General features: G+C 50.3%; 16 protein-coding genes. 8 read left to right on the forward strand and 8 right to left on the reverse strand.

Annotated elements, in window-relative coordinates; genetic code table 11:
* Positions 1 to 14: 14 nt before the first annotated feature.
* The 7 genes from P3T48_RS02515 to nadB all read right to left on the reverse strand — a co-directional run bounded on the left by P3T48_RS02515 (position 15) and on the right by nadB (position 13008).
* Positions 15 to 3194, reverse strand: a complete 3180-nt coding sequence (locus P3T48_RS02515) for a SusC/RagA family TonB-linked outer membrane protein (protein WP_443217158.1) — start codon at positions 3192 to 3194, stop codon at positions 15 to 17.
* Between the two features lie 318 nt (positions 3195 to 3512).
* The gene (locus P3T48_RS02520; protein WP_276505506.1) at positions 3513 to 4691 is read right to left on the reverse strand and encodes an MFS transporter; all 1179 of its coding nucleotides are present in this window, start codon (positions 4689 to 4691) and stop codon (positions 3513 to 3515) included.
* A 387-nt stretch (positions 4692 to 5078) separates the two neighbouring features.
* Entirely contained in the window at positions 5079 to 7247 is a 2169-nt protein-coding gene (locus P3T48_RS02525) for a S8 family peptidase (RefSeq protein ID WP_276505507.1), read from the reverse strand.
* A 35-nt stretch (positions 7248 to 7282) separates the two neighbouring features.
* Positions 7283 to 8683, reverse strand: coding sequence for a hypothetical protein (locus P3T48_RS02530; protein WP_276505508.1), 1401 nt, complete (start codon positions 8681 to 8683; stop codon positions 7283 to 7285).
* Positions 8680 to 10524 (reverse strand): T9SS type A sorting domain-containing protein, encoded by a 1845-nt coding sequence (locus tag P3T48_RS02535; RefSeq protein ID WP_276505509.1) that lies wholly within the window; start codon positions 10522 to 10524, stop codon positions 8680 to 8682. Before P3T48_RS02535 ends, P3T48_RS02530 begins: the two co-directional genes overlap by 4 nt.
* Positions 10524 to 11015, reverse strand: coding sequence for a T9SS type A sorting domain-containing protein (locus P3T48_RS02540; protein ID WP_276505510.1), 492 nt, complete (start codon positions 11013 to 11015; stop codon positions 10524 to 10526). Before P3T48_RS02540 ends, P3T48_RS02535 begins: the two co-directional genes overlap by 1 nt.
* 403 nt (positions 11016 to 11418) lie before the next feature.
* On the reverse strand, positions 11419 to 13008 hold the full coding sequence (gene nadB, locus P3T48_RS02545) for an L-aspartate oxidase (protein ID WP_276505511.1): 1590 nt from the start codon (positions 13006 to 13008) through the stop codon (positions 11419 to 11421).
* A gap of 129 nt (positions 13009 to 13137) precedes the next feature.
* Between nadB and P3T48_RS02550 the strand changes: the two genes are divergently transcribed.
* From P3T48_RS02550 to P3T48_RS02575, 6 genes are all read left to right on the forward strand, one after another.
* Positions 13138 to 13557: a hypothetical protein gene (locus P3T48_RS02550; protein ID WP_217757850.1), complete on the forward strand. Its 420-nt coding sequence runs from the start codon at positions 13138 to 13140 to the stop codon at positions 13555 to 13557.
* A 75-nt stretch (positions 13558 to 13632) separates the two neighbouring features.
* Positions 13633 to 14964 carry a D-alanyl-D-alanine carboxypeptidase/D-alanyl-D-alanine endopeptidase gene (gene dacB, locus P3T48_RS02555; RefSeq protein ID WP_276505512.1) on the forward strand — a complete coding sequence of 444 codons (1332 nt, stop codon included), beginning with the start codon at positions 13633 to 13635 and terminating at the stop codon, positions 14962 to 14964.
* A 99-nt stretch (positions 14965 to 15063) separates the two neighbouring features.
* The gene (mutY, locus tag P3T48_RS02560; RefSeq protein WP_276505513.1) at positions 15064 to 16137 is read left to right on the forward strand and encodes an A/G-specific adenine glycosylase; all 1074 of its coding nucleotides are present in this window, start codon (positions 15064 to 15066) and stop codon (positions 16135 to 16137) included.
* 658 nt (positions 16138 to 16795) lie between these two features.
* The gene (dapF, locus tag P3T48_RS02565; RefSeq protein ID WP_276505514.1) at positions 16796 to 17647 is read left to right on the forward strand and encodes a diaminopimelate epimerase; all 852 of its coding nucleotides are present in this window, start codon (positions 16796 to 16798) and stop codon (positions 17645 to 17647) included.
* Positions 17648 to 17707: 60 nt separating this feature from the next.
* The gene (locus P3T48_RS02570) at positions 17708 to 18943 is read left to right on the forward strand and encodes an LL-diaminopimelate aminotransferase (protein ID WP_276505515.1); all 1236 of its coding nucleotides are present in this window, start codon (positions 17708 to 17710) and stop codon (positions 18941 to 18943) included.
* 35 nt (positions 18944 to 18978) lie between these two features.
* Positions 18979 to 21168, forward strand: a complete 2190-nt coding sequence (locus tag P3T48_RS02575; protein WP_276505516.1) for a glutamine synthetase III family protein — start codon at positions 18979 to 18981, stop codon at positions 21166 to 21168.
* A gap of 332 nt (positions 21169 to 21500) precedes the next feature.
* Here the strand turns inward: P3T48_RS02575 and P3T48_RS02580 are convergent, their stop codons facing one another.
* Positions 21501 to 21722: a hypothetical protein gene (locus P3T48_RS02580; RefSeq protein ID WP_276505517.1), complete on the reverse strand. Its 222-nt coding sequence runs from the start codon at positions 21720 to 21722 to the stop codon at positions 21501 to 21503.
* A 1383-nt stretch (positions 21723 to 23105) separates the two neighbouring features.
* Between P3T48_RS02580 and P3T48_RS02585 the strand changes: the two genes are divergently transcribed.
* Entirely contained in the window at positions 23106 to 23720 is a 615-nt protein-coding gene (locus P3T48_RS02585) for a hypothetical protein (protein WP_158462410.1), read from the forward strand.
* On the forward strand, positions 23717 to 24004 hold the full coding sequence (locus P3T48_RS02590; protein ID WP_158462409.1) for a winged helix-turn-helix domain-containing protein: 288 nt from the start codon (positions 23717 to 23719) through the stop codon (positions 24002 to 24004). The genes P3T48_RS02585 and P3T48_RS02590 overlap by 4 nt, the downstream gene beginning before the upstream one ends.
* Positions 24005 to 24041: the final 37 nt, after the last annotated feature.

The following is a 24041-nucleotide window of genomic DNA, read 5'->3' on the forward strand; positions in this document are numbered from 1 at the left end:
TCTTTTTTAGATTTTTAGAAGTCAAGATTCAAGCCGATGGTCCAGCCGCGGTTCCAGTTGGAAGTATAGGCCTGTGTGGCATCGAGTTCGAGGAACTTCACTGCCGAGTAGATTCTAAATGGATTCTTGGCCTGTACATAAACGCGAAGGTTGCTCACACCGAGATGGCTGATGAGTTTCTTGGGGAATGTGTAGCCGAGCGAGATGTTGCGTACCTTGATGAATCCGCCATCCTTGTAGCCTGCAATTTTGTAGTAGCTGTCGCCGCCACCGATGTTGTAGATAGGCTTCTGGTATTCTGAATGGTGGTTGTTCTCATTGTAGTAGTTGATGGCACGCTGCATGTAGCGTCCGCCCTGCCACTCGCCGCCTGTGCTCACCTTGTAGCCGAATCGGCCGTAGAGCATGAAGCTGAGGTCGAAGCCTTTGTAGGTAAAGGTGTTGGTCATACCCAATATCCAGTGTGGATTGGTGTTTCCTATCACTACGCGGTCGTTGTTAGGATCGATGCGGTTGTCGCCGTTCTGGTCGACGGGGCGAATCATACCTGCCGAGAACTTGTTGCCGTTTTCATTGAACTTGGCCATGAGCTCAGCATCTTCTGGTTGCCAGATACCGCCAAACTGATAATCGTACAGCGAGTTGATGGCCTCACCGATGAATAGGTTGTTGTTGATATCGTCTTCCTTGCCATTGGCGAGCTTGTCGATCTTGTCTTTCTGATAAGAAACATTGAGCGATGTGGTCCAGCTGAAGTCCTTGTTGGTGATGTTGACTGTGTTGAGGGTAATGTCGATACCCTTGTTGGAAGTCTCACCGATGTTTGCCCATGTGTTTTTGTAACCATTAATAGATGGAATGCTCATCTGCATGAGCAAGTCTTTGGTCTTAGATGTGTAAATATCGATGACACCACCGATGCGTCCTTTAAGGAAGCTGAAATCAATACCGAGGTTCCATTGTGTGGTTTTCTCCCATCCCAAGGCGGTGTTGGCCATTGGCAGGTTGCCGTCAGCAACGATAGGCTCAGAAGGTGCGTAACCTGGCTGCAGGCTGCTGCCGAAGGGGTAGAAGAGCGAAGCCACGCCACCCTTGGTCTGGTAGGGATCGATGGCAGAGTTGCCTGTCACACCGACGCCAAGGCGAAGTTTCAACTGGCTGATCCAACTTACGTCCTTGAGGAAATCTTCTTGTTGCATATTCCAGCCTAAGGCTGCACTGGGGAAGAAAGCCCATTTATGGCCGTCAGCAAGCTGTGAGGCGCCATCCCATCGTCCGCTCAATGTAAGCAGATATTTGTCGGCGAAGCTATAGTTTGCACGTATCATGTAAGAGAGCAACTGGCGTTCTACGAGGTCTGTACCCCAGTCGGAAAGCTGTGAAATCTGCGATTTGTCCAAAGCATTCCACATAGAAGGCTCGTAAGGAATGCCGTTGGCTGCTAAGCTGGAACCTTCCTTGCGGTACTTGGTGGCACTTTCGAGCAGGGTGAGTCCGAGCGAGTGCTGTCCGAAGTCGCGGTTGTAGTAGATCAGGTTGTCCATGGTCCACGATACGTTGGAGTTGTTGGCGTTGGAGGCATGGTTCTGTCCCTGGCTGCTGGTTGACTCCTTGTCGCGGAATGTTCCTGTGCGGCGATAACGGAAGTCAGGACCGAAGTTGAGGCGATAGCGAAGACCATTGAGAGGTTCCCATATTTCGCCCAAGTCTACCTGTGCGTAGAGGCTGGCGATGACGCGGAACATACGGCGCTCGTTGGTACTGTGTTTCCACTCGTCGGCGATATTTCTTACCATATCGTCGCCACCAGGGTTGGTGATACGGTTGCCGTCCTCATCGTAGGGTTGTGCATAGGGGAATTCGCTTGTGGCAGCATAGTAAAGGTTGGATGGCAAGCCCTTGAGCAGCGAACCTTGTGAGCTGGCTGTAGAACCATATTGCTGCAGACCGTAAGAACCATTGATGTTGGCTCCCAGGTTAAACCATTTGGCAGGCTTGGCGTCAACGCTTATCTTGGAAGAGTAGCGGCGATAGCTCTGTCCGCGGATAGTTCCCTTGTTGTCGAGGATTCCGAAAGAAAGATAGCTTTTGATTTTGTCGTTTCCTCCGCTCACGCTGAGTGTGTGTTCGTGGGTAATACCGGTTTGTGTTACCATGTCCTGCCAGTCGAATGTAGGCACTTTCGAGCCGTCCCATGTTCCACCTTCCCATCCTTTCATGATATTGTTCCATGCTGTAGGATCTGCTTCAGCCTTGAATATCTCTCGGTCGTTCTCTATCGTAGGTTGGTCGGCACGTGGATATCTGTCAGGGTTCAGATAGTAGTACGACCATCTGCGCCATTCTATGTATTCTGCCGAGTTCATCTGTCGTGAGTAGTCTTCGAGAGTTTCGAAGGTCATGGTGCCGTTGTAGCTCACTTTGGCTTTACCCGATTCGCCCTGCTTGGTAGTAACGAGCACAACACCGTTGGCTCCACGGCTACCATAGATGGCTGTGGCTGAGGCATCTTTCAGAATGTCGATGCTCTGGATGTCGCGAGGGTTGATGGTCTCAATGCCGCTTTCCGACATCAGTGGAATTCCGTCCACCACATACAATGGTGAGTTCTGGGCATTGATGGAGCGCACACCACGCACGGTGATGTTGCCGATTTCTCCTGGTCGCTCGTTGCTTGTGATGTCCACACCGGCAGCCTTGCCCTGCATGGCTTCAAGGGCGTTGCCCACAGGTCGCTCGTTCATCTCTTTCTCTCCCACGCGGATGAGGGCACCTGTTACGTCGCTTTTGCGCTGAACTCCGTAACCTACCACAACCACCTCGTTGAGGTTCAGTTCGTCTGGCTGCATCTGAGCCGTGCCTCCTGCTCGTATAATCTGGTCTTTGTATCCAGTGTAGGTGATTTTAAGTTGTGTGCCTTTAGCCACACGTAAAGAGTAATTTCCGTCAATGTCGGTCACGGTTCCTGAGTTGCCTTTCAGCACGCGCACGGTTACGCCAATAAGAGGCTCACCATTTTCATCGATGATGCGGCCTGTGGTGACATTGTCTTGTTGTACACTAATGTTGGCATTCTGCATTCCGCTTGCTTGTATGGCAATCGGTGCTGGGAAAAGAAGTCCTGTGGCAAGAGCCAGTGTCGATGTAACACGCATCATGTTGCTGTTGCATCTGTTTCTCTGTTTACACTTCATTTGCTTGTTGTTAGGTTTAGGTGAAATAATTATGTTGAATGCTTCTTTCAGAAAGAAGTATTGTTTTAGTTATTGTTTCTAATTGCGTACAAAAGTAGCTTGAAAGAACTTGATTTAGCTTGATTTTCTGACATATCACCCTTATTTTTTGATAATGTTACTCAACTTTCGCAAATGGGGAAGTTATAGAACATGCGAAATTTGAGTAAAAACAAGTTAGGGGCGAGATTGCATCTTTGCAGTCTTGCCCCTATATATAATAAGGTGTACAAAATATCAAAAATAGTGTAGGTTGTAGATTTTTAGGACAGTCAAGACTTAAATTTTCTTCCGGTTAAAACATGTTATACATAGCGAGATTCCAGCCAGGATAGCTCCCACAGCGCACACTCCCGTCCATGCATGGTGTGTCCATGCCAATCCGGCACAATAGGTGCCAAAGGAACCGCCTATAAAATAGGTAGTCATAAATATGGTGTTGGCTCTGTTGGAGGCTTGAGGCATCTCCTGAATGCAGCCACTCTGATTGCTTAGTTGCAGACATTGCAAGCCTATATCTACCAAGATGATGGCTACAACAAGTCCCATGAAAGTGTCGCCAAACAGACAGGCCGCAGCCCACGCCACAAGCTGCAGGCATGCACCATAAAAACTTATCTTTCTTATGCCCCAGCGATTGACGAGTTTGCCCAAACCGCTTGCCGCAATAGCCCCAGCTATGCCGCACAGTCCTAACGTGCCTACCATTTCGCTGCCAGAAAAGAACGGAGCTTGTGCCAACCTAAAGGCAAGGCACGACCAAATGGCCATCATGCTGCCAAAACTAAAGGCGGCACGCATGGCATAAAGGCGTATGCGTCCATTGCTCCTCACAATATTGAATACGCTGGCCATCAAGCCCCTATATGTGCCCACATAGTTGCTCTTTATCTGTGGCATAATCTTAAGCGTAAGAGCCATGCACAGCACCATCACAAAAGCTGCGATGAAGAACATTTCGCGCCAACCCAACCATTCGCCAACATAACCGCTAACCACTCTCGATGCGAGAATGCCGGTTAGCAATCCCGACAGAACGACACCCATATTCCTGCTTTTGTTTTTCTTCTCGGAATATTGTCCTGCAATCGGTATGAAAAATTGTGGAATAACGGAACAGGCTCCCAACAAGAGGGAGGCTCCCCAAATAAGCCACACCTTGTGGGCAACAGCAATGACTATGGCCATCATGGCAGCTATGGTCATGTTCACAACAATTATGCGACGGCGTGAGTAGAGGTCGCCCATAGGGATAAGGAAGCACAACCCAAGTGCATAGCCTGTTTGTGTGACAACGGTTATGAGGTTCGCCTCATGCTGGCTCACTCCTATGTCGTGACGTATCATTTCCAAAAGAGGCTGGTTGTAATAGCAATTAGCCACGGTCAATCCCGCTATAACAGCCATTGCGAGCAACAAACTGCGCTCTATGCCTTCATTTTCTTTAAGTTGTTTCACCCTAATTGACGCAACACTATATTTTTATCTATTTTATAAGCACCCTGAGCAACCATATGTTGCTCGGATTGGACCATGTCAGAAATTTCGCTTGTCTTCGTGTTGCAATTAAAAGACCAATAAAACTCTGAATGGTATGGCAAAAGTACAAATAAAATCCGAGAATCTCACTCCTTTAGGAGGCTTTTTTGATGATGGAACAATTAAGTGACGGTCAAGAGTATGATTTTGGTCATCAGCTCATTGAGGCGTATAATAATCCAAAGTTGTCAAACAGGCTGCACGGGCTGTAGGCAGGTTTGAGAAAGGTAAGAAAATAAAAATGAGGGTGCGTCACAGATTTATGACACACCCTCCTATTGGATAGAGTTATCTCAGACAGAGAGATTACAATGTAGACTTGATGGTCTGTGTGTTGCTTCCCTGTGTCAGCTTGAATACATACACGCCGTGGGGCAGGCTTGACAGACTGATGGTCTCGCCGTTGCTATTGATAGGTGCAGAATACATCAACTGACCAGTGAGGTTGTAGACGGCTACACGAGCCTGACCCTTGTCGCTGCCAATGTAGAATGTGGCGGTGCGAGCCTGGCGGTCGGTTATGATGCGGTACATAGACTCAGTGGTCTTGACATCATCGATGCCTGTTGTGCCGAGCAGTTGCTTCAGACCCTTGATGGCATTGATACGGCCATAGCCCCATGTGTTGTTGGGGAAGATTTGTCCTGTTGGCATATAATCGTCATTCTGGACAGCTGTGTTGCCGATGACTTCAAGCACCTGTTTAGGTGTCAGGTTGGGGTTGGCCTGCAGCCAGAGAGCTACGACGCCTGCCACGTAAGGCGAAGCCATAGAAGTACCTACGTCGTTGGTATAGAGATCGTTGCCAGTGCGGGCAATGACATTGGTGTCGTCGCTCCATCCTGAGCAATATCTTGAACCTGCTGACACGATGATGCAGCCAGGAGCTGTTATGTCGGGTTTGACGCGACCATCGGCAGTAGGACCGTAGCTTGAGAAGGCGGAGTGCTCCAGGAACTTACCCGTCAGCTCCTCGTTGAGGCCGTAAGCATTTTGTGTGCCCTGCAAATTGATGGGCTGGTACTGTACCTTCGAGTTGAACGAACCTACAGAGATGACATCAGGACTCTCGCCGCCCAGCTCGCCTACTGTGCAGTTGGTGTCGCCGTCGGTCCAGCCACGCTTGTTGAAGCTGGTGAACTCGCCAGAGGCGGCATTGTTCCACATGTGTACGGTCTTGCCAGCCTCGCCAGTCACCACAACACCGATGGCAAAGCCTGTGTTAATGGAAGTGGCACGGCTCATGAGCAGCACGTTGGTGCGACCGTTGACAGGGTTTTCCTGAAGCGACAAACCTACTTGAACCACTACGCCACTGCCGTCGGGGGCAACCCAGTCCACTTCTTTCTTACCATCGTTGGAAACTTCGTCAGAAGATGCGATAATCTTACCGTTGAATGTGTTTACGACAACAGCCTTAACGGAAATTTTTGAGTTCTTCTCGGCCCAGATGTCGACGTAAGCCTGCTTGTAGGAACTGTTGGCCTGTTCGCTGCCATAGTCAAACATGGTTTTCAATTGCTTGTTGGTGGCGGTAAAGGTCTTGCTGGCGTGCAGTTTGTCAAGACCTTCGTTGCCTGCGGCACCAACGATGATGCGGCCCGGACCAACCAGGTTGGCAAACGAGAGATCGGTGTCGGAGCTTCCGTCGTGAGGACCCATGTGTGAGCCGAGGCTGATGTTGACAACAGCAGGCTTTCCTACGCTCTTGGCATAGTCGAACACATACTTGATTCCATCTACAATCTGTGCATTGGTGGTCTTGAAGCTCACGAACACGAGGTCGGCATCGGGAGCCACTCCGTAGTAAGGTGTGCTCTTGTCGCTGCCCGAGGCAATGCCCGATACGTGGGTGGCATGGAAGCCACTGGTCAGGTCATATTTTGCAGCTCTTATCTCGGCTGTGGTTTTGTATTCAGCTCCATAGCCGAAACCTTCGGGAGCATTGCCAGTGCCGTGCTGATCCCATACGCGCTTGATGCGAGTGTCGCTCTTGTCGGCATTGAGAAAGTCTACATGGTCGTACTGGAATCCGTTGTCCACGATACCGATGACTACGCCTTTGCCGGTGTAGGGACCGTTATTCTCTGTCATTTGGTGACAGTCGTCTACGCCCAACAGTTTGCGGGCGTTGTCCATCAGCAGTTTGGCCTCAGTACCTACCGAAACCGAAACAACCTCATCGAGATTGGAAATAGGTTCGATGGCAGACAGGGGCATGTCGGCAGTGACGAGTGTCTCGCTGATGCGCGAGTTCACTTTGGCTCCCAGAGCCTCTATTTTGGCAATGGCATCCTGCGACTTGACGGTGATGAATGCGCTGACAGTCTGTGGGGTAGCATTTGCAGCCTTGGCTTTCTTCTGTGCTGTTCTTGCTTCGTGAAGCATCATGCTTGTGCTTGGCGACAGCTTCTGCGCAAAGCTGAAACTGCCGACAAGCAGGAATGATGCCATAAGAATGGCTTTCTTATTCATTTCTTAATTCTTACTTTTTCTTTTTAATCTGTTTATTAGTATGCTTCTACTGCTCCGTTGTAATTGAATACCAAACGCTCCTTGTTACCAGCACCATTTGGTGTATTTTTGTTGGTATAAGTGTTGACAACATCCAGTGAGATTTCATAGTTGCCGGCAGCGTCTTTCTTGATGGATAATGTACCGTTGTCTGGAGTGTTGTTAAATCCACCATATTTGGCATCTGGAGAATACAACTGTACGTCTGAGTATTTCACCTGGAAGTTGTCGCCGTCTTTCAGTTCAGCCAAATTGATGGTTCCAGCATTGATGAAACTCTCATCTACCTGCAGTGTTACCTTTTCGCTTCCATATTTGCTTGAGAACTCACCTCCATAAAGGTAGAATGTGTAGATGTTGCTCTTTTGCTTAAAAAGCACCTTGCAGATGTCCTGGTTTATAAGGATGCTTCCGTCAGGGTTGTACAACTTGTAGCTGTTGCTTACCACAGCAGGAGTCATTCCTTCGAGGCTCTCTACGGCAGTGGTTGTACCGTAATACTCCAACTCGATGGTACGGTTGTCGTCGAAGGTGGCATTGATCTTGATGTAGAGCTTGCCGTCCTTGTCCTTTGCGGTGGTGATAGTGCCGGCCTTAACCTTCTCGTAGGTGACGCGTGTGGCGTAGTCGATGTACTTCAGGGTGTAGCTGTCGGCATCGGCAGCCAGGTCGATAGTTCCATTGTAGAGCTTGGAAGCCGAGATGCTTACTGCAACGCCAATCTTGCCTGCCAGCAAACCGTCGGCTGTGGTAGCCTCGACATCACCGAAGGCGAAGGTTGTTGCCGCACCTACAGTGGCTGGGTTGAGCACGAGGGCAGAAGCAATGTTATAGGTCTTCACGTCGTTCACATTGGTGGTCTTGATGCTGTTGGTGGCAGTGTAAATCTGGGTGAACGCGCTGTTGGTCCACTTGCAACGCAGGTCGCTGTAGTCGGCAGTCTCAGCCTCAAGTGTGATGGTGACGTTCTTCTTGAACTTGTCGAATTTAGCCTGGAGCGTACCAGTCAGCTTAGGAGTCTCGCCATTGTAAGCCACCTTTACGTCCTGAGCGTCGTCAGAGCCAAGCATAATATTCTGACCCATGAGACTCTTTGGAATGGTCAGCTCGAATACAGGTTTTGTATCGTTGTCGCTGCCATAGAGTGCGAACTCGTATGAGCCGTTGACATCCTGCATGGTTACCTTGCTGAGATCCTTTACGTCGTCGTTGTATGCCCACTGGTTGCTGAGGGTTGCGAGAGCCTCGTCGGTAAAGGTGACGTTCTCTATGCTGTTTACCTTATATACTTTGGTTGTGCCGTCCTTCTGATGAACGGTCATCACGCGTCTTGTCTGTGCGAATGTGGGGAGCACTGTTGCGAGGCAGAGTGCAGCTGTAGCTATATACTTTTTCATTTCTTTACGATTTTTGTGGTTTTGTTGTTTGATTTTACGATATAGATGCCGCTTGGCAGGTTGGCGGTGCTGGCTGCCTTGGTGCCGTCGATGGTCTGCATGAGTTGTCCACCAACAGAGTATATTTCGGTCTTGCCGGTAAAGTCGGCCTTGATGCCTTCGATGCCAGTGATGGAAGATGGTTCGTAATTGTATTCCATCTCCTTGTCGAACTCGCCCGTAATCTGGAAGCCCTTGCCGTCGAAGAGGTTGATGACGAACTTGTAGTGTGTGTTGTCGGTCTTGCTTACGCCCACGGTTCCTGCGTAGACTGTTGCCCACTTGTCAACTACCCATGGCAGACGGGTGGCAGGGTCTGGATTCTTGCGGAAGTGATGGTAGCGTGTGCCTGTGCGCTCGCCGTTGTTGTAGAAGTAGCCGCGGGTCATCATGAATGGAGCATACATGTTGGTCCACAGATGGCTTTCCTCCATGAGGGTGTAGGTGCCTTCGGGAAGATACTGGCTGCCTTCGGCTGCCTGGAATTCCATGCGCAGCAGATCCTGGTCACCAGTATAGTCTTGGTCGTCCTTGCCGCTTGGCGAACCGAGGTCGACAGAGAATACCTGAACACCGTTCTGCACACCGAGCGAGTAGATGCGTGACTTCTCCACGCGGTCGAACTTGAGATGTACATCTTCCTCGAGGTTGGAGTCAACGTCCTTGTCGTCTTTCTCCGACTTATCGTAGTAGATGAACGAGATGCCCTTGGCTGTGCCTGTCACCTTGTGTCCGCGGTCGGTGGTGCAGTCTACGGTAATGTCGAAGGTTCCCTCTTTCTCGCCGTCGGCGATGGTGATGGTTCCGTTGGTGATGTAGCAGTAGTCGTAGTCGGTGTCCATTCCTGTCACGGCCTTGCGGCGCTTCACGTAGGTTCCCATTACGACAGTCATGCCGTTGTAGTCGATTTCCATACCTGGGAAGAAAGTGCCTACCTTGAAGTTGCGTGCTACGGTATAGGTGCCTGGCACGACAGTGGCGGTCTTAGGGTCGCCAAAGAGACGGTTGTAGAGGTTGATGACGAGGTCGTGTCCCTTGCCTGTCATTCCGCCAGTCTCGGTGTCGTACTCTCCGTCGTAGAGGTTGAGTACCATGTTGCCGGTCTTAGAATCCATGAGGTTGCCGTAATAGTAGCCGATACCGCCATGGAAAGTGGTGTTGATGTCTGTCGAAATCTGAGGATATACATCAGAGCTTCCCGCTGACATATTGTTGAATACCATATCGCCGACGTACGAATACTGTGTACCGTTGGCATCGCAGAACGAGAGCGTGTAGGTTACGTTTCCGTCGTTCTCTGCCTTGCTCACGGTGATGTCGCTTGTTATGTCCACACCGCCGTCGCTGTTGCCCTTGTCGTCGAAGTTCTCCACGACAGTAAGCTCGGGATTGTAGTACAAGTTGCCTTCAGAGGCTGCGAAGGTTCCTGCAGGCAGGTCGATGCCTGTTCCTTCTGGCGCATAAAGATCGAGTTCGGCTACAGCAGCGCTTTTGGCATTGATCTGTCCTTCGTTGGCATTGTAGCTTACATCTTCCTTGTCCGAAAGAATCAAATAGTAGTTTTCGTATCCTTCTACTCCTGAGCCGGCAGCAGGATAGTAAGCCAGCAGCACACTGTTGTTGATATTGGCGACAGCTTGTGCGGCTGCGGCAGCTTTTCTTTTGCCAGCTACGGCAGCGTCAGCGCCACGCTTTTTGATGAGCTGAAAGGTAACGCGCTTCTTGACTGTTTTCTGCTGTGCCAGTACAGGCATGGCTATGAAGGCAAGAAGGCATGTGAATAAAAGTAAAGTTTTCTTCATTATTTCTTGATGATTTTAAAGGAATGTTCGTTGGTCAGATTCAGAATATACACACCCGGTGCGTAAGAGGCCACATTGATGGTGGCGTTTCCGCCGCTTACCTTCTGTCGCTGTAGCAACTTGCCGTTGGCATCGTAGAGCACAGCTTCGCCAGCCGCTGAGCCGCTGATGCGGATAGTGGCGTTGTCGGTGTAACTAAAACTCATGGTGGAAGGATTTACCTTTTCCTCAATTCCTGTGGAAATGGCTGTGAAATAAAACTCGGTTACATCGCTCTGTGGATAGTCGGTGGAAATCTCATTGGATGTAATCTGCAACTTGTCATCAGAAAAAGCGATGACGGGTCGCGTACTTAACTTGAACTCTGCCGTCTTGGAGTCGGCCATCTTTAAAACCAAGAATTCTGCTTGCTCAGTCTCGGCTGCATGAATAAGCCCAAATGGGGGGGCAAAGCAACAGAGCAGAGCAAGGCTCAAAACTCTCTTTCTCATGTTGATAATCTCTTTAGAGGGAAAATTAATAGTATAAGTATTCTCTATGTGAACATTGTTTTGTCTTTCGTCTCACCCTCGTACATATTAACGAATGTCAAATAAATGTGCTGCAAAGGTAGTTAATTTTTTTAAAGCATGCAAGAAAATACAGGAAAAATAGTATTTCTTGTACCTGATTATCTTACGTTTTGTTATAAAACGCATGTTTATTGTAATGAAATGAAGATGATTGTGCTACAAAAGCGAGGTAGTGTGGCAAAACAATAGATATGGATGAATAGTGTCTGTTGCTGTGTTGTAAAAACAAATTAGGGGCGAGACTGCTAAGTGCAGTTCGCCCCTATATATATTGTTCTTAAGTAACTTCTCTAACTCCTCCGAGCAGCTTCGACTCCTCTGCTTATTTCTTGTCGTAGGCGTGGACGGGATAGTCGATGGTGTAGTGGAGACCACGGCTCTCTTTGCGCTCTATCGCCATGCGGGTGATGAGATAACCCACGTTGATCATGTTGCGAAGCTCGCAGAGCTCCTTGCTTACCTTGACACGCTTGAAGAGGTTCTCGGTCTCTTCGTACAGCAGGTCGAGTCGGTCCCAGGCACGTTTCAGTCGGAGGTCGCTGCGCACGATGCCCACGTAGTTGCTCATGCATTCGCCCACTTCCTTGACGCTCTGTGTGATGAGCACTTTCTCCTCGTTGGTCAGTGTTCCCTCATCGTTCCATGCAGGCACCTTTTCGTTGAAGTCGTATTCGTCGACATGCTCGATGCTGTGCTTGGCAGCTGTGTCGGCATAGACCACAGCCTCGATGAGCGAGTTGCTTGCCAGACGGTTGCCGCCGTGCAGACCCGTGCACGAACATTCGCCCAGAGCATACAGGCGGTTGATGCTCGAACAGCCGTTGAGGTCGACCTTGATGCCGCCGCACATATAGTGGGCTGCCGGACGTACGGGAATGTAGTCTTTGGTGATGTCGATGCCGATGCTCAGGCACTTGGCATAGATATTGGGGAAGTGGTGCTTGGTCTCTTCGGGATTCTTGTGAGTGACGTCGAGGCATACGTGGTCGAGTCCGTGCTTCTTCATCTCCTTGTCGATGGCACGTGCCACGATGTCGCGTGGAGCCAGACTCAGTCGCTTGTCGTATTTCTCCATGAAGCTCTCGCCGTTGGGCAGGCGCAGGATGCCGCCATAGCCACGCATGGCTTCGGTGATGAGGAAGGCAGGATGAGTCTCGCCTGGGTGGAAGAGGGCTGTGGGGTGGAACTGTACGAACTCCATGTCGGCCACTGTTCCCTTGGCACGATAGACCATAGCCTCGCCGTCGCCCGTGGCGATCACGGGGTTGGTAGTGGTCTGATAGACAGCTCCGCAGCCGCCTGTGCACATCACTGTCACCTTGCTCAGATAGGTGTCCACCTTCTGGGTCTCGGGGTTGAGCACATAGGCTCCGTAGCAGTTGATGTAAGGAGTGCGGCGTGTGACGCGTGCGCCTAAGTGGTGCTGTGTGATAATCTCGACAGCGAAATGATTTTCCTTGATGTCGATGTCAGGATTGTTGCGCACGGCTTCCATCAGTCCGCGCTGAATCTCGGCTCCCGTGTCGTCGGCATGGTGCAGGATGCGGAACTCGCTGTGTCCTCCCTCGCGGTGAAGGTCGAACTTGCCGTCCTGCTGCTTGTCGAAGTTGACACCCCACTGCACCAGCTCCTTGATCTGTTCAGGTGCTTTGGTGACAACCTGCTGCACGGCTTTGTAGTCGCTGATGTAGTCGCCAGCAATCATTGTATCCTGGATGTGTTTGTCGAAGTTGTCCACTTCGAGGTTGGTGACTGAGGCGACGCCTCCCTGTGCGAATGATGTGTTGGCTTCGTCGAGCGATGTCTTGCAGATCATGCACACTTTACCTTTCTGCGCTCTGGCCACTTTCAGAGCGTAACTCATACCGGCAACTCCTGCACCGATAATCAGAAAATCATACTTATAAACCATTGAGTTTACTTTAAACTAATTTAATGGATTTTATCCTAATTGTTTGCAAAAGTAATAATTTATCTTTAAAGTGAGCATTAAAAGCCATATTTTTTGTAATTTTGCAGTGTTTTTTTGTAGAAAATGACAATGAGAGACAGAACATTTCATAAGCGTATCACGCTTCCAGTGCGTTTGGGCATGGGGCTTTTCACGGCTTTGGCCGTATATTTCTTTTGGGTCAAGACGGCTATTCTGGGCATCTTGGTGGCTATCGTCATCGTGGGAATGATAGAGCGCATTCTGCATACCACGTACACCATCCGCCGTGTGAAACCCATCGACCGCGACGAGGAGATGGACTTCCTTATCATCGACGAGGGACGTTTCTCCACGAACCGCAATGTGCCGTTGTGCGATGTGGTGAGGGTGGAGAGCATACGGTGCTTCTTCGGTCTCGACCACTGCCTGCTCATCGAATACGGAGCTGGCAACATGGTGACGGTTCAGCCCGACAACGAGGAGGGAATGAAAAAGGCAATAGCGGAGAGAATTGGGGAAAGGTCTTAACTCCTCAGCGACCGCAGGGAGCGATAACTCCTTAACTCCTGAAAAAAAATAAAAAGAACATTACAAGATAAAAGAATGAAATACAGATATATTTGGTTGCTCTGCATGGTGGCGATGCTTTCGCTTCCTGTAGGAGCACAGGACGTGAAGAAGAGCGCTGCGCCTTTGGTGGCGGGCGAGGAGGAAGTAGTAGAGGACAGGGACGAAAGCGAGGCGGCGGCAGACACACTCTGTGCCGACTCCTTAGCTGCCGACTCGTTGGCTGTCGATCCCATCACAGCCGGCAACTTGCGCCTGCCTTGGCCCGAGAATGTAAGGCAGGGGCTCGACCGTCTCTTACAGAACGATATGTTCGAGACTTCGCAGGTTGCCATCATGGTGTGGGACTTGCAGGCCGACTCGTGCGTCTATCGCCATCGCGAGCGTCAGCTCATGCGTCCTGCCAGCACGATGAAGCTGCTCACAGCCATCACAGCCCTCGACAGGTTGGGCGGCTCTTATCAGTTTAAGACGCAGCTCAAGTACACGGGCAAGATAGAGGAGGGTGTGCTCCAGGGCGACGTGTACTGCGTGGGCGGCATGGATCCGCGATTCAACAACGACGACATGCGGGCTTTTGTGAGCAGTCTGCAAGACATGGGTGTCGACACCATCCGTGGCAGCATCTATGCCGACCGCTCGATGAAGGACGCCGATCTCCTGGGCGAGGGCTGGTGCTGGGACGACGACAATCCTGTGCTTTCGCCTTTGGTCTTTGCCCGAAAGGACGGGTTTATGGATCGTTTCGTCGACAGGCTGAAGGATGCAGGCATCGTGCTCGAGACCGACACGCCTCAGGTGAAACGCTGTCCTGAGAGCGCCTTTTCGGTGTGCACGCGCTTCCACACCATGGATCAGATCATGCACAAGATGATGAAGGAGAGCGACAATCTCTATGCCGAGAGTATGTATTATCAGATAGCCGCCTCTACGGGCAACCGTCCTGCCAGCGCCAAGAGTGCGCGCAGCGTGGAGCGACAGCTCCTGCGCAAGCTCGGACTGGATGCTTCGCGCTGCAGGTTGACCGACGGCTCGGGCCTCTCGCTCTACAATTATCTCAGTGCCGAACAGGAATGTCAGCTCCTGCGTTATGCTTATCTCAACGAGAACATTTATCCTCATCTTCGTCCCTCTCTGCCCATTGCCGGCATCGACGGCACGCTGAGGAAGCGAATGCGTGGCACTTCGGCAAGCGGCAACGTGCGGGCCAAGACGGGCACGCTGACAGGCATCATCACCCTTGCCGGCTATTGTACGGCAGCCAACGGGCACGACCTGTGTTTCGTCATTCTCAACAATGGCATCATGCATGCCGTCAATGCCCGCCGTTTTCAGGACAGGGTGTGCGCATTGCTGTGCCAGCCGTAATTTTTTTAAGGTAAAAAGGTAAAAAAGTAAAAAGGTAAAAAAGTAAAAAGGTAAGTAAGAACTTGCTGAAGTTCAATAAGTAAATAAAAGCCAGTGGATATGGTGTCGAATACTACTTTTTCTTATGCGATTCTTTCATGGTTTCGCGATAACGGCAGGGCTTTGCCTTGGCGCGACACCACCGACCCTTACCCCATCTGGCTGAGCGAGGTGATATTGCAGCAGACGCGTATCGCCCAGGGATGGGAATACTGGGAGCGGTTTATGCGCCGTTTTCCCACTGTCGAGGCTTTGGCTTCGGCGAGCGAGGACGAGGTGCTGAGGCTCTGGCAGGGCTTGGGCTACTATTCGCGTGCCCGCAACCTGCATGCCGCCGCCCGTCAGATAGTGGCATTGGGACAGTTCCCCTCCACACTCGAAGGCATCAGACAGCTGAAGGGAGTGGGCGACTACACCGCAGCAGCTATTGCCTCCTTTGCTTTCGGCATCAGGGCGGCAGTGGTGGACGGCAACGTGTATCGCGTGCTGTCGCGCCACTTTGGTGTCTCCACCCCCATCAACTCCACGCAGGGCAAGAAGGAGTTTGCAGCCTTGGCTCAGTCGCTCCTGCCTCCTTCCGAGGTCTCAGCCTACAATCAGGGCATCATGGATTTTGGCGCCTTGCAGTGCACGCCTCTGTCGCCCCGTTGTTCCGATTGTCCGCTGATGGAGAGCTGTGAGGCTTTCCGCACGGGCAGGGTAGAGGAGTTGCCCGTGAAGCAACGCAAGCTTCAGATCAAGACGCGTCGTCTCGCCTTTATATATATAAGGTGTAGGGAGTCGGCTTCCTCGCAGGCGTTTACCGCCATCCATCGCAGGGGCGAGGGCGATATCTGGCAGGGGTTGTGGGAGCCTTTCAATGCCTCGCTTCCCGACGGCACCCGTGCTGCCACGCCTGCCGAGTTGTTGCAGCAGTTGGACTGCGGTGCACCAGATGCTCATCTTCGTCTTCTGTCGCAGGGTGTGAAGCATGTTCTCACCCATCGCATTCTTCTTGCCGACTTCTATCTTCTCGAGGTTTCTCGTCGTCCGCTCCTTCCTCCCGATTACATCTGGATTCCCGAGCCGGAAATAGACAGTTATGGTGTTCCCCGCCTCATAGAGAAGATGCTGAGCGAGGTTCATGAGGAATAATTCTTTGACTCAAGTTTCGCAAGTGGTTTAAGTACGGGCTGAAGGCCCAAAAGCTTCCAGAAGCAGCACGCCCTGAAAGGGCAGAAGCTCTTAGCCCAGGGCATCGCCCTGGGTACAATGACAATCAGAAAGGCGCCCTGTAAGGGCAAAAGCTTTGTATATTGTCCGGTATTTTAAAGCTTTTGCCCTTACAGGGCGACAGGTTTGCTGCCGTAATTACCCAGGGCGATGCCCTGGGCTAAGAGCTTCTGCCCCTTCAGGGCGTGTGGGAAAAACTTGCAAAAATCGAAAGTTTCTATCATGTATGCGCGAATGGAGTGCTACTTTCTGTATAAAGGAGGTAACGTTTTGCATTATGACAGCAGGAAGCCATGAAAAAGCACGAAGATGAAACCACGAAACACGAAAACAAGAGCAAACTATCATGACGTGAGCTTTCAATGGTGATAAATTGTAATTAAAACACTACTCATATATAGCAAACTGTAAGAATGAGTATATTTTTAGATTTATTTTGCATGAAAAAATACGGATAAGAAAACAAAATGTCGTATCTTTGCACACGAAAAGAAACAAAAAGTTATTGAAACGGCGGATAACATAACAAAAAGTCAAACAATAACAAGAAGTGGAACAAAAAGGCAAACAACAACGCAATATGAGAAGAACTGTTCATTTCACCAAGATGCAGGGAGCCGGCAACGACTACATATACGTCGACACACAGCTCTACGACATTCCCGATCCCGAGAAAGCCGCCATAGCCTGGAGTGCTTACCATACAGGAATAGGCAGCGATGGACTGGTTCTCATAGGCAAGCCCCACGACGGCAGACGTGCAGACTATTCGATGCGCATATTCAATGCCGACGGCTCCGAAGCCATGATGTGCGGCAATGCCAGTCGTTGTATCGGAAAATATCTCTACGAGAAAGGACTCACCCACATGGACACCATTCGGTTGGAAACCCTTTCGGGTGTCAAGATACTGAAACTGCATATTCAGGATGGCAATGAGGTGGAATCGGTGACGGTAGACATGCTGAAGCCATTACTCCAGAACCAGGAGCAGTTCGTAGGCCCTTCGGTGCTTGTCGCCGACGAGCGCATCTTCGAAGGCACCTATGTCTGCATGGGCAATCCTCACTTCGTAACCTTTGTCGATGACATCGACACCATCGACATCGCGCATTACGGCAGGCTGCTCGAATACAACGAGGCATTTCCCCAGCGCTGCAACATCGAGTTCGCGCAGCTCACCGATGCCGATACCATCCGCACCAGGGTATGGGAACGGGGCAGCGGCATCACGATGGCTTGCGGAACAGGCGCCTGCGCCACGGCTGTGGCAGCCTTCCTCACAGGACGTGCCAGCCGGAAGAGCAACATAGTGATGGATGGCGGAACACTCCAGATCGAATACAGCGAGGCCGACGACCATGTCTACATGACAGGCCCGGCAGCCTTCGCCTTCGAGGGAGAAATTCCCCTGCCGGGGAATGAAGAATGAAGAGTGAAGAACAAAAATTACGGCAAACTTAAATATACATAATAAAAGGAGAATAAGAATATGGCATTAGTAAACGAACATTTCCTGAAGCTTCCCGGCAATTATCTCTTTGCCGACATCGCCAAGAAGGTGAACGCCTACAAGATAGCGCACCCCAAGCAGCGAGTCATCAGTTTGGGCATTGGCGACGTGACCCAGCCTCTCTGTCCGGCCGTTATCCAGGCCATGCACAAAGCAGTGGAAGAGATGGCAGTGCAGGCTTCCTTCCGAGGCTACGGTCCTGAGCGAGGCTACGACTTCCTGCGCGAGGCGATTATCAAGAACGACTTCCTGCCACGCGGCATCCATCTCGATGTCAACGAGGTGTTTGTCAACGACGGAGCCAAGAGCGACACCGGCAACATACAGGAGATATTGAGATGGGACAACAACATCGGCGTCACCGACCCCATTTATCCTGTCTACATCGACAGCAATGTGATGATAGGACGCGCGGGCGTCTTCGAGAACGGACGCTGGAGCAATGTGGTGTACATGCCCTGCAATGAAGGCAACGACTTCACACCCCAGATTCCCGACCACCGTGTAGACATGATCTACCTCTGTTATCCCAACAATCCCACCGGCACCGTCATCACCAAGGACGAGCTTCGTAAGTGGGTGAACTATGCCATCAAGAACGAGAGCATCATCCTCTACGACGCAGCCTACGAGGCCTACATCACCGATCCCGAGATACCACACTCCATCTACGAGATCAGAGGCGCCCGCAAGGTGGCGATAGAGTTCCACAGCTATTCCAAGACGGCAGGCTTCACGGGTGTGAGATGCGGTTATACCATCGTTCCCAAAGAACTGAAGGCCAAGACGCTGAGTGGCGAGGAAGTAGCACTCAACCCCATCTGGGACCGTCGCCAGTGCACCAAGTTCAATGGTACCAGCTACATCAGTCAGCGCGCAGCCGAAGCCATCTACACCCCCGAGGGCAAGGAACAGGTGAAGGCCACCATCGCCTACTATATGGAGAACGCCCACTACATGAGGGCAGAGCTTCAGCGCCTCGGTTTCCGCGTCTACGGCGGCGAGAATGCACCTTATCTCTGGGTGAAGACCCCTGGCAACACCCCCAGCTGGAAGTTCTTCGAAGAGATGCTCTATGGAGCCAGCGTGGTGTGCACCCCGGGCGTAGGATTCGGTCCTTCAGGCGAAGGTTACATCCGTCTCACTGCCTTTGGTGAGCACGATGACTGCCGCGAGGCGATGCAGCGAATCGCCAAGTGGATGGGGAAAGAATAATCAGTAAAATAATTCAACATAAAATATATAAAGGTATGAGCAATTTAAGATTTGAAGCCGTATCAGAGGCTTCCAAGAGAAAGCCAGCTGAAGTGGCAGCTCCCGGTGAGCGACCCAGTGAGTTCTTCGGCAAGAAGGTATTCAACCGACAGAAGATGTACAAGTATCTGCCAGCCAATGTTTATGAGAAACTGGTAGACGTAATCGACAATGGCGCACGACTCGACCGCAACATCGCCGACGCCGTGGCCAAGGGCATCAAGCAGTGGGCCGACGAGAATGGCGTAACCCATTACACACACTGGTTCCAGCCTCTTACCGAGGGCACAGCCGAGAAGCACGATGCCTTCATCGAGCACGACGGCAAGGGCGGTATGATCGAACAATTCTCAGGCAAGTTGCTCGTACAGCAGGAGCCAGATGCCTCCTCATTCCCATCAGGCGGTATCCGCTCCACCTTCGAGGCACGTGGCTATTCTGCCTGGGATCCTACATCGCCAGTATTCATCATCGACGATACACTCTGTATTCCTACAGTCTTCATCTCCTACACCGGTGAGGCACTCGACTACAAGGCACCATTGCTCCGTGCACTCCATGCCGTCAACGTGGCAGCCACCGACGTATGCCACTACTTCAATCCCGATGTGAAGAAAGTCATTTCCAACCTGGGTTGGGAGCAGGAGTACTTCCTCGTCGACGAGAGCCTCTATGCAGCCCGTCCCGACCTGATGCTTACAGGCCGCACCCTGATGGGTCACGACTCAGCCAAGAACCAGCAGATGGACGACCATTACTTCGGAGCCATCCCCGAGCGCGTACAGGCCTTCATGAAAGACCTCGAGATACAGGCACTCGAACTCGGCATCCCTTGCAAGACACGTCACAACGAGGTAGCGCCCAACCAGTTTGAGCTGGCACCAATCTTCGAGGAAACCAATCTGGCTGTCGACCACAACATGCTCCTCATGAGCCTGATGAAGAAGGTGGCACGCCATCACGGATTCCGTGTCCTGCTGCACGAGAAACCCTTCGCAGGCATCAACGGATCGGGTAAGCACAACAACTGGAGTCTCTCTACCGATACCGGCATCCTGCTCCATGGTCCAGGCAAGACACCAGAGGACAACCTTCGTTTCGTAGTCTTCATCACCGAGACCCTCATGGGCGTATACCGTCACAACGGTCTGCTCAAGGCATCCATCATGAGTGCCACCAATGCTCATCGTCTGGGCGCCAACGAGGCACCACCAGCCATCATCTCCTCCTTCCTTGGCAAGCAGCTCACCGACCTGCTCGACCATATCGAGAAGGCAGATAAGAAAGACCTCTTCGTCATGGCTGGCAAGCAGGGCATGAAGCTCGACATTCCTGAGATTCCTGAGTTGATGATTGACAACACCGACCGCAACCGTACCTCACCATTCGCCTTCACCGGCAACCGCTTCGAGTTCCGTGCCGTAGGTAGCGAGGCCAACTGTGCCTCAGCCATGATCGTGCTGAACACCGCAGTAGCCGAAGCTCTCACCGACTTCAAGAAGCGTGTCGACGCACTCATCGCCAAGGGCGAGGACAAGACCTCAGCCATCATCGACATCGTTCGTCAGGACATCAAGGCCTGCAAGCCTATCCGTTTCGACGGCAACGGTTACAGCGACGAGTGGGTGGAAGAGGCTGCCAAGCGCGGACTCGACTGCGAGAAGAGCTGTCCTAAGATCTTCGAGCGCTATCTCGACCCAGCATCCATCGAGATGTTCGAGAGCATGGGTGTGATGAAGAAGAACGAGCTCGAGGCCCGCAACGAGGTGAAGTGGGAGACCTACACCAAGAAGATACAGATCGAGGCCCGTGTGATGGGCGACCTGTCCATGAACCATATCATCCCTGTCGCCACCCACTATCAGAGCCAGTTGGCAAAGAATGTGGAGAACATGATCGACATCTTCGGCGAGGACGAGGGCAAGAAGCTCACCGCCCGCAACATCAACATCATCAAGAAGATAGCCGAGCGCACACAGATCATCGAGACCGGTGTCGAGGAGTTGGTCAATGCCCGCAAGGTGGCCAACAAGATAGAGAGCGAGCACGACAAGGCAATCGCTTACCACGACACGGTGGCTCCAAAGATGGAGGAGATCCGTTATCAGATAGACAAGTTGGAGCTCACCGTAGCCGACGAGCTCTGGACGCTGCCTAAGTATCGTGAGCTCCTGTTCATCCGATAATGCCGTAATATTTCAAACGGCTGCACTCCGCCGTGCGTAGCGGAGTGCGCTGTTAACTCTTCATCAGATACAGAACAGAAATTGAACGATCAATCTATTTCTTTTATTGGTTGTTTAAGTTTGCGCGGAGTGTGGTTGTGAAATCGTGCTCCGCTTTTTTATGCCTTTTTGTTCCTGTCTGTCAAAGATGGCTTCCAAAGTCGAAAATGACTAATGACTAATGACTTAATCTTGCGAAAGGTCATCAAAAGTTGAGTTTGACCAAAATGACCATGACCAAAATGACCACAATACAAAAATCAGGCTTGACTCAAAAATACTCTTGACTAAAATTATTCTCCGTCACCAGTGCCGCCGCCTTCGGTGCTGCCGCCAGTAGATGGAGAAGCAGGCTTGCTGATGTCGACGTTGTCCTTGCCCTGCTTGATGGCCTTGATGACGGCTGGCTGAGGTGTCTTGCCCTCCTTCTTTGCCTGGTTGATGCGTGACTTTGCCTGGTTGATTTCGATGAGGTTTGCGTTCACGCTGCGCTTTACGATGCTGTAATTAATCATAGTTCTGTAGGTTTTAGAAATGATAGTTTAATACTTTGTCAGCTGCCCGATAGTGCCACCTTTTGGGTCTTAATAGATGACCGGCGCCTGTCGTCTATTGTGACCGCCCTTGGTCGTAATAGATGCCTCCTGCGAGGCTCCCTGGGCACTTTCATTGGTTGACGGTGCAAAGAAAATGCAAACGAGCGCAATGAAAGCTTGCTTTCAAATTGCCGAGTGCTGCTTTTCTTCTGCAAAGATACGACATTTTTCGGCTGTTTGTTCATTTGTAGAATGACTTGTTAAGGGAAACAGGTCAAGAATGACAAGAAACAGTACTGTAAGTTGCTGTGTATGTGCGGAATACGTAAACCTTGAATTTTGGCGTACAACTTTCCTTTTCATGAACTATCAAGATAGCACGAAAAAGAAAAAGTGTCATTTTGTGTCATTGTCATTTTGTGTCATTTTTGAAATTCAATGTCATTTCCGCCGCTATATAATAAATAAATATAAATATTTATTTATTATATAGAGCACTTTTCTCTTTCAAAAACGAAAATGACACAAAATGACAATGACACAAAATGACTTATTTACATAGCGTGAAATTATTTTTTTATTTTGATTTTGACCGAAATGACCATGACCGGATTTGATAGGAATCACCTTAAACAAATTAAGATAAAATAAATTACATTTTATCTGTCAATCCTCTTGCAAAAAGCAAGGAAATGGTGAAGAGTAGGAAACTGTTTCTCCCTCTCCGTTATGCAATGATGTTTGCTGCGCCAGGATGAAAAAATGAACAAAAATCAAAGGTCTTGTAGTGTTTATGCAGATTTTATCTGTGTATTATGGATATTTATCCATAATATAATAGAATGATGTTCATGCATAAAAATGCAAAATAAAGCCCCAGAACGAAATGTATAAATATACAATCACAAAATAGCAAGTTTTAAGAGTGAATATGTAGTAAATAAAACTTACAAAATGCAAAAGATGAACATGTTTTTATATTTACTGAACTTTAGCAAGTTCATAAGTTATCACTCCCTTCGGTCGTTAGAAGTTATAACCAACAGTCTTCTTGGTCAAGAAGAAACTACTTTTCATGCTATGAGAAGAGGAGAAATAACCCCTCTGCAGCCCATGAGGGGGGAATGGTTTATTTTGTAAACTAAAGTTAAATATTTGTTTTTGATGCAAAAAAGTTTGGTTTATAAAATAAACTATGTTATCTTTGTGCCCGAAATCATGTGTGTGAAGAGTGATCATGCTAGCTTAAAGCAAGTGAGAGTCGACCTCCTTGCTTCTCTTTTTACACTCATGGTTTATAAAATAAACTAAGTGTTCAACCGGACTCCTTTATTATATAAGGAGTCGCAAACTAAAAGAAAAATGGAAGAAAAGAAGATTTCTGAGCAGGAGAGCCTTGAGCTCATCAACCAGATGATAGAGCAGACAAGAAGGGATTCGACAGTAGGTTCGGGCAATACGTTCCTGATTTGGGGTTATGTGTGTATGGTCGTGTCGCTTGCCGTCTTTGTTGCGGCATATACTGGTCCTGGAGCCTGGGGATGGCTTTACTTGGGCATTCCCGTTATGGGTGGCGTCGCCACGCTGATAGCTGGAAGAAAGAAAAAGAATGTGCCTTCTACGTACACCTCGAAGAGTATCAACAGTATCTGGGCGTGCCTGGCAGGTGTGTTTGCCGCCTATGCCGTTTACAGTCTCGGGTATTGGGCCGAGATGGAAGGCTGGTCGGGAATGTTTCTGCTGGGATTGTTGCTGCCCGGTATAGGAACCTACTGCACCGGCACCATTCTGAAGGAAGAGCTGCTGAAGCTGTGCGGCTTGATAGGTGTCATGATGGGAGTGGGCTTCCTGCATGACTTATGCACGGGCGCAGTGATTAGCCTGGCATGGCCGATGCTGATGGCGGTTTCCTCGGCGATAACGCTTGTCGCGCCAGGACATTATCTGAACTATCAATCAAAAAAACAGCGTAAATGATGCAGGAACTGAATCCTCTATTACACAGTCAGTTGAGACTTGCCATCATGTCGGTGTTGCTGAGTGCTGAAGAAGCCGACTTCGTGTATCTGAAGGAGAAAACGGAGGCTACAGCGGGCAACCTGAGTGTGCAGTTGGACAAACTTGCCTCGGCTGGCTATATCGAGAAGGAGACTGACGGCTCGGGCTCCAAGCCGAGAACAGTCTGCAGAATGACTGAGGCTGGCCGACAGGCCATGCAGGAATATGTAGCGGCGCTGAAGACTTATTTCTCGGGTCTTTGATGCTGAGAATGAAAAAATGCTGCCATCTGACGGGTTC

The organism is Segatella intestinalis (assembly GCF_029348455.1).
Taxonomy (GTDB): domain Bacteria; phylum Bacteroidota; class Bacteroidia; order Bacteroidales; family Bacteroidaceae; genus Prevotella.

Excerpts from the sequence above, each read along its gene's own strand:
- P3T48_RS02515 (WP_443217158.1), bottom strand. The coding sequence starts at position 3,194 with ATGAAGTGTAAACAGAGAAACAGATGCAACAGCAACATGATGCGTGTT.
- dacB (WP_276505512.1), top strand. The coding sequence starts at position 13,633 with ATGAAATACAGATATATTTGGTTGCTCTGCATGGTGGCGATGCTTTCG.
- P3T48_RS02590 (WP_158462409.1), top strand. The coding sequence starts at position 23,717 with ATGATGCAGGAACTGAATCCTCTATTACACAGTCAGTTGAGACTTGCC.
- P3T48_RS02580 (WP_276505517.1), bottom strand. The coding sequence starts at position 21,722 with ATGATTAATTACAGCATCGTAAAGCGCAGCGTGAACGCAAACCTCATC.
- P3T48_RS02530 (WP_276505508.1), bottom strand. The coding sequence starts at position 8,683 with ATGAAAAAGTATATAGCTACAGCTGCACTCTGCCTCGCAACAGTGCTC.
- P3T48_RS02540 (WP_276505510.1), bottom strand. The coding sequence starts at position 11,015 with ATGAGAAAGAGAGTTTTGAGCCTTGCTCTGCTCTGTTGCTTTGCCCCC.
- dapF (WP_276505514.1), top strand. The coding sequence starts at position 16,796 with ATGAGAAGAACTGTTCATTTCACCAAGATGCAGGGAGCCGGCAACGAC.
- P3T48_RS02535 (WP_276505509.1), bottom strand. The coding sequence starts at position 10,524 with ATGAAGAAAACTTTACTTTTATTCACATGCCTTCTTGCCTTCATAGCC.
- P3T48_RS02585 (WP_158462410.1), top strand. The coding sequence starts at position 23,106 with ATGGAAGAAAAGAAGATTTCTGAGCAGGAGAGCCTTGAGCTCATCAAC.
- nadB (WP_276505511.1), bottom strand. The coding sequence starts at position 13,008 with ATGGTTTATAAGTATGATTTTCTGATTATCGGTGCAGGAGTTGCCGGT.
- P3T48_RS02525 (WP_276505507.1), bottom strand. The coding sequence starts at position 7,247 with ATGAATAAGAAAGCCATTCTTATGGCATCATTCCTGCTTGTCGGCAGT.
- mutY (WP_276505513.1), top strand. The coding sequence starts at position 15,064 with ATGGTGTCGAATACTACTTTTTCTTATGCGATTCTTTCATGGTTTCGC.
- P3T48_RS02575 (WP_276505516.1), top strand. The coding sequence starts at position 18,979 with ATGAGCAATTTAAGATTTGAAGCCGTATCAGAGGCTTCCAAGAGAAAG.
- P3T48_RS02550 (WP_217757850.1), top strand. The coding sequence starts at position 13,138 with ATGAGAGACAGAACATTTCATAAGCGTATCACGCTTCCAGTGCGTTTG.
- P3T48_RS02570 (WP_276505515.1), top strand. The coding sequence starts at position 17,708 with ATGGCATTAGTAAACGAACATTTCCTGAAGCTTCCCGGCAATTATCTC.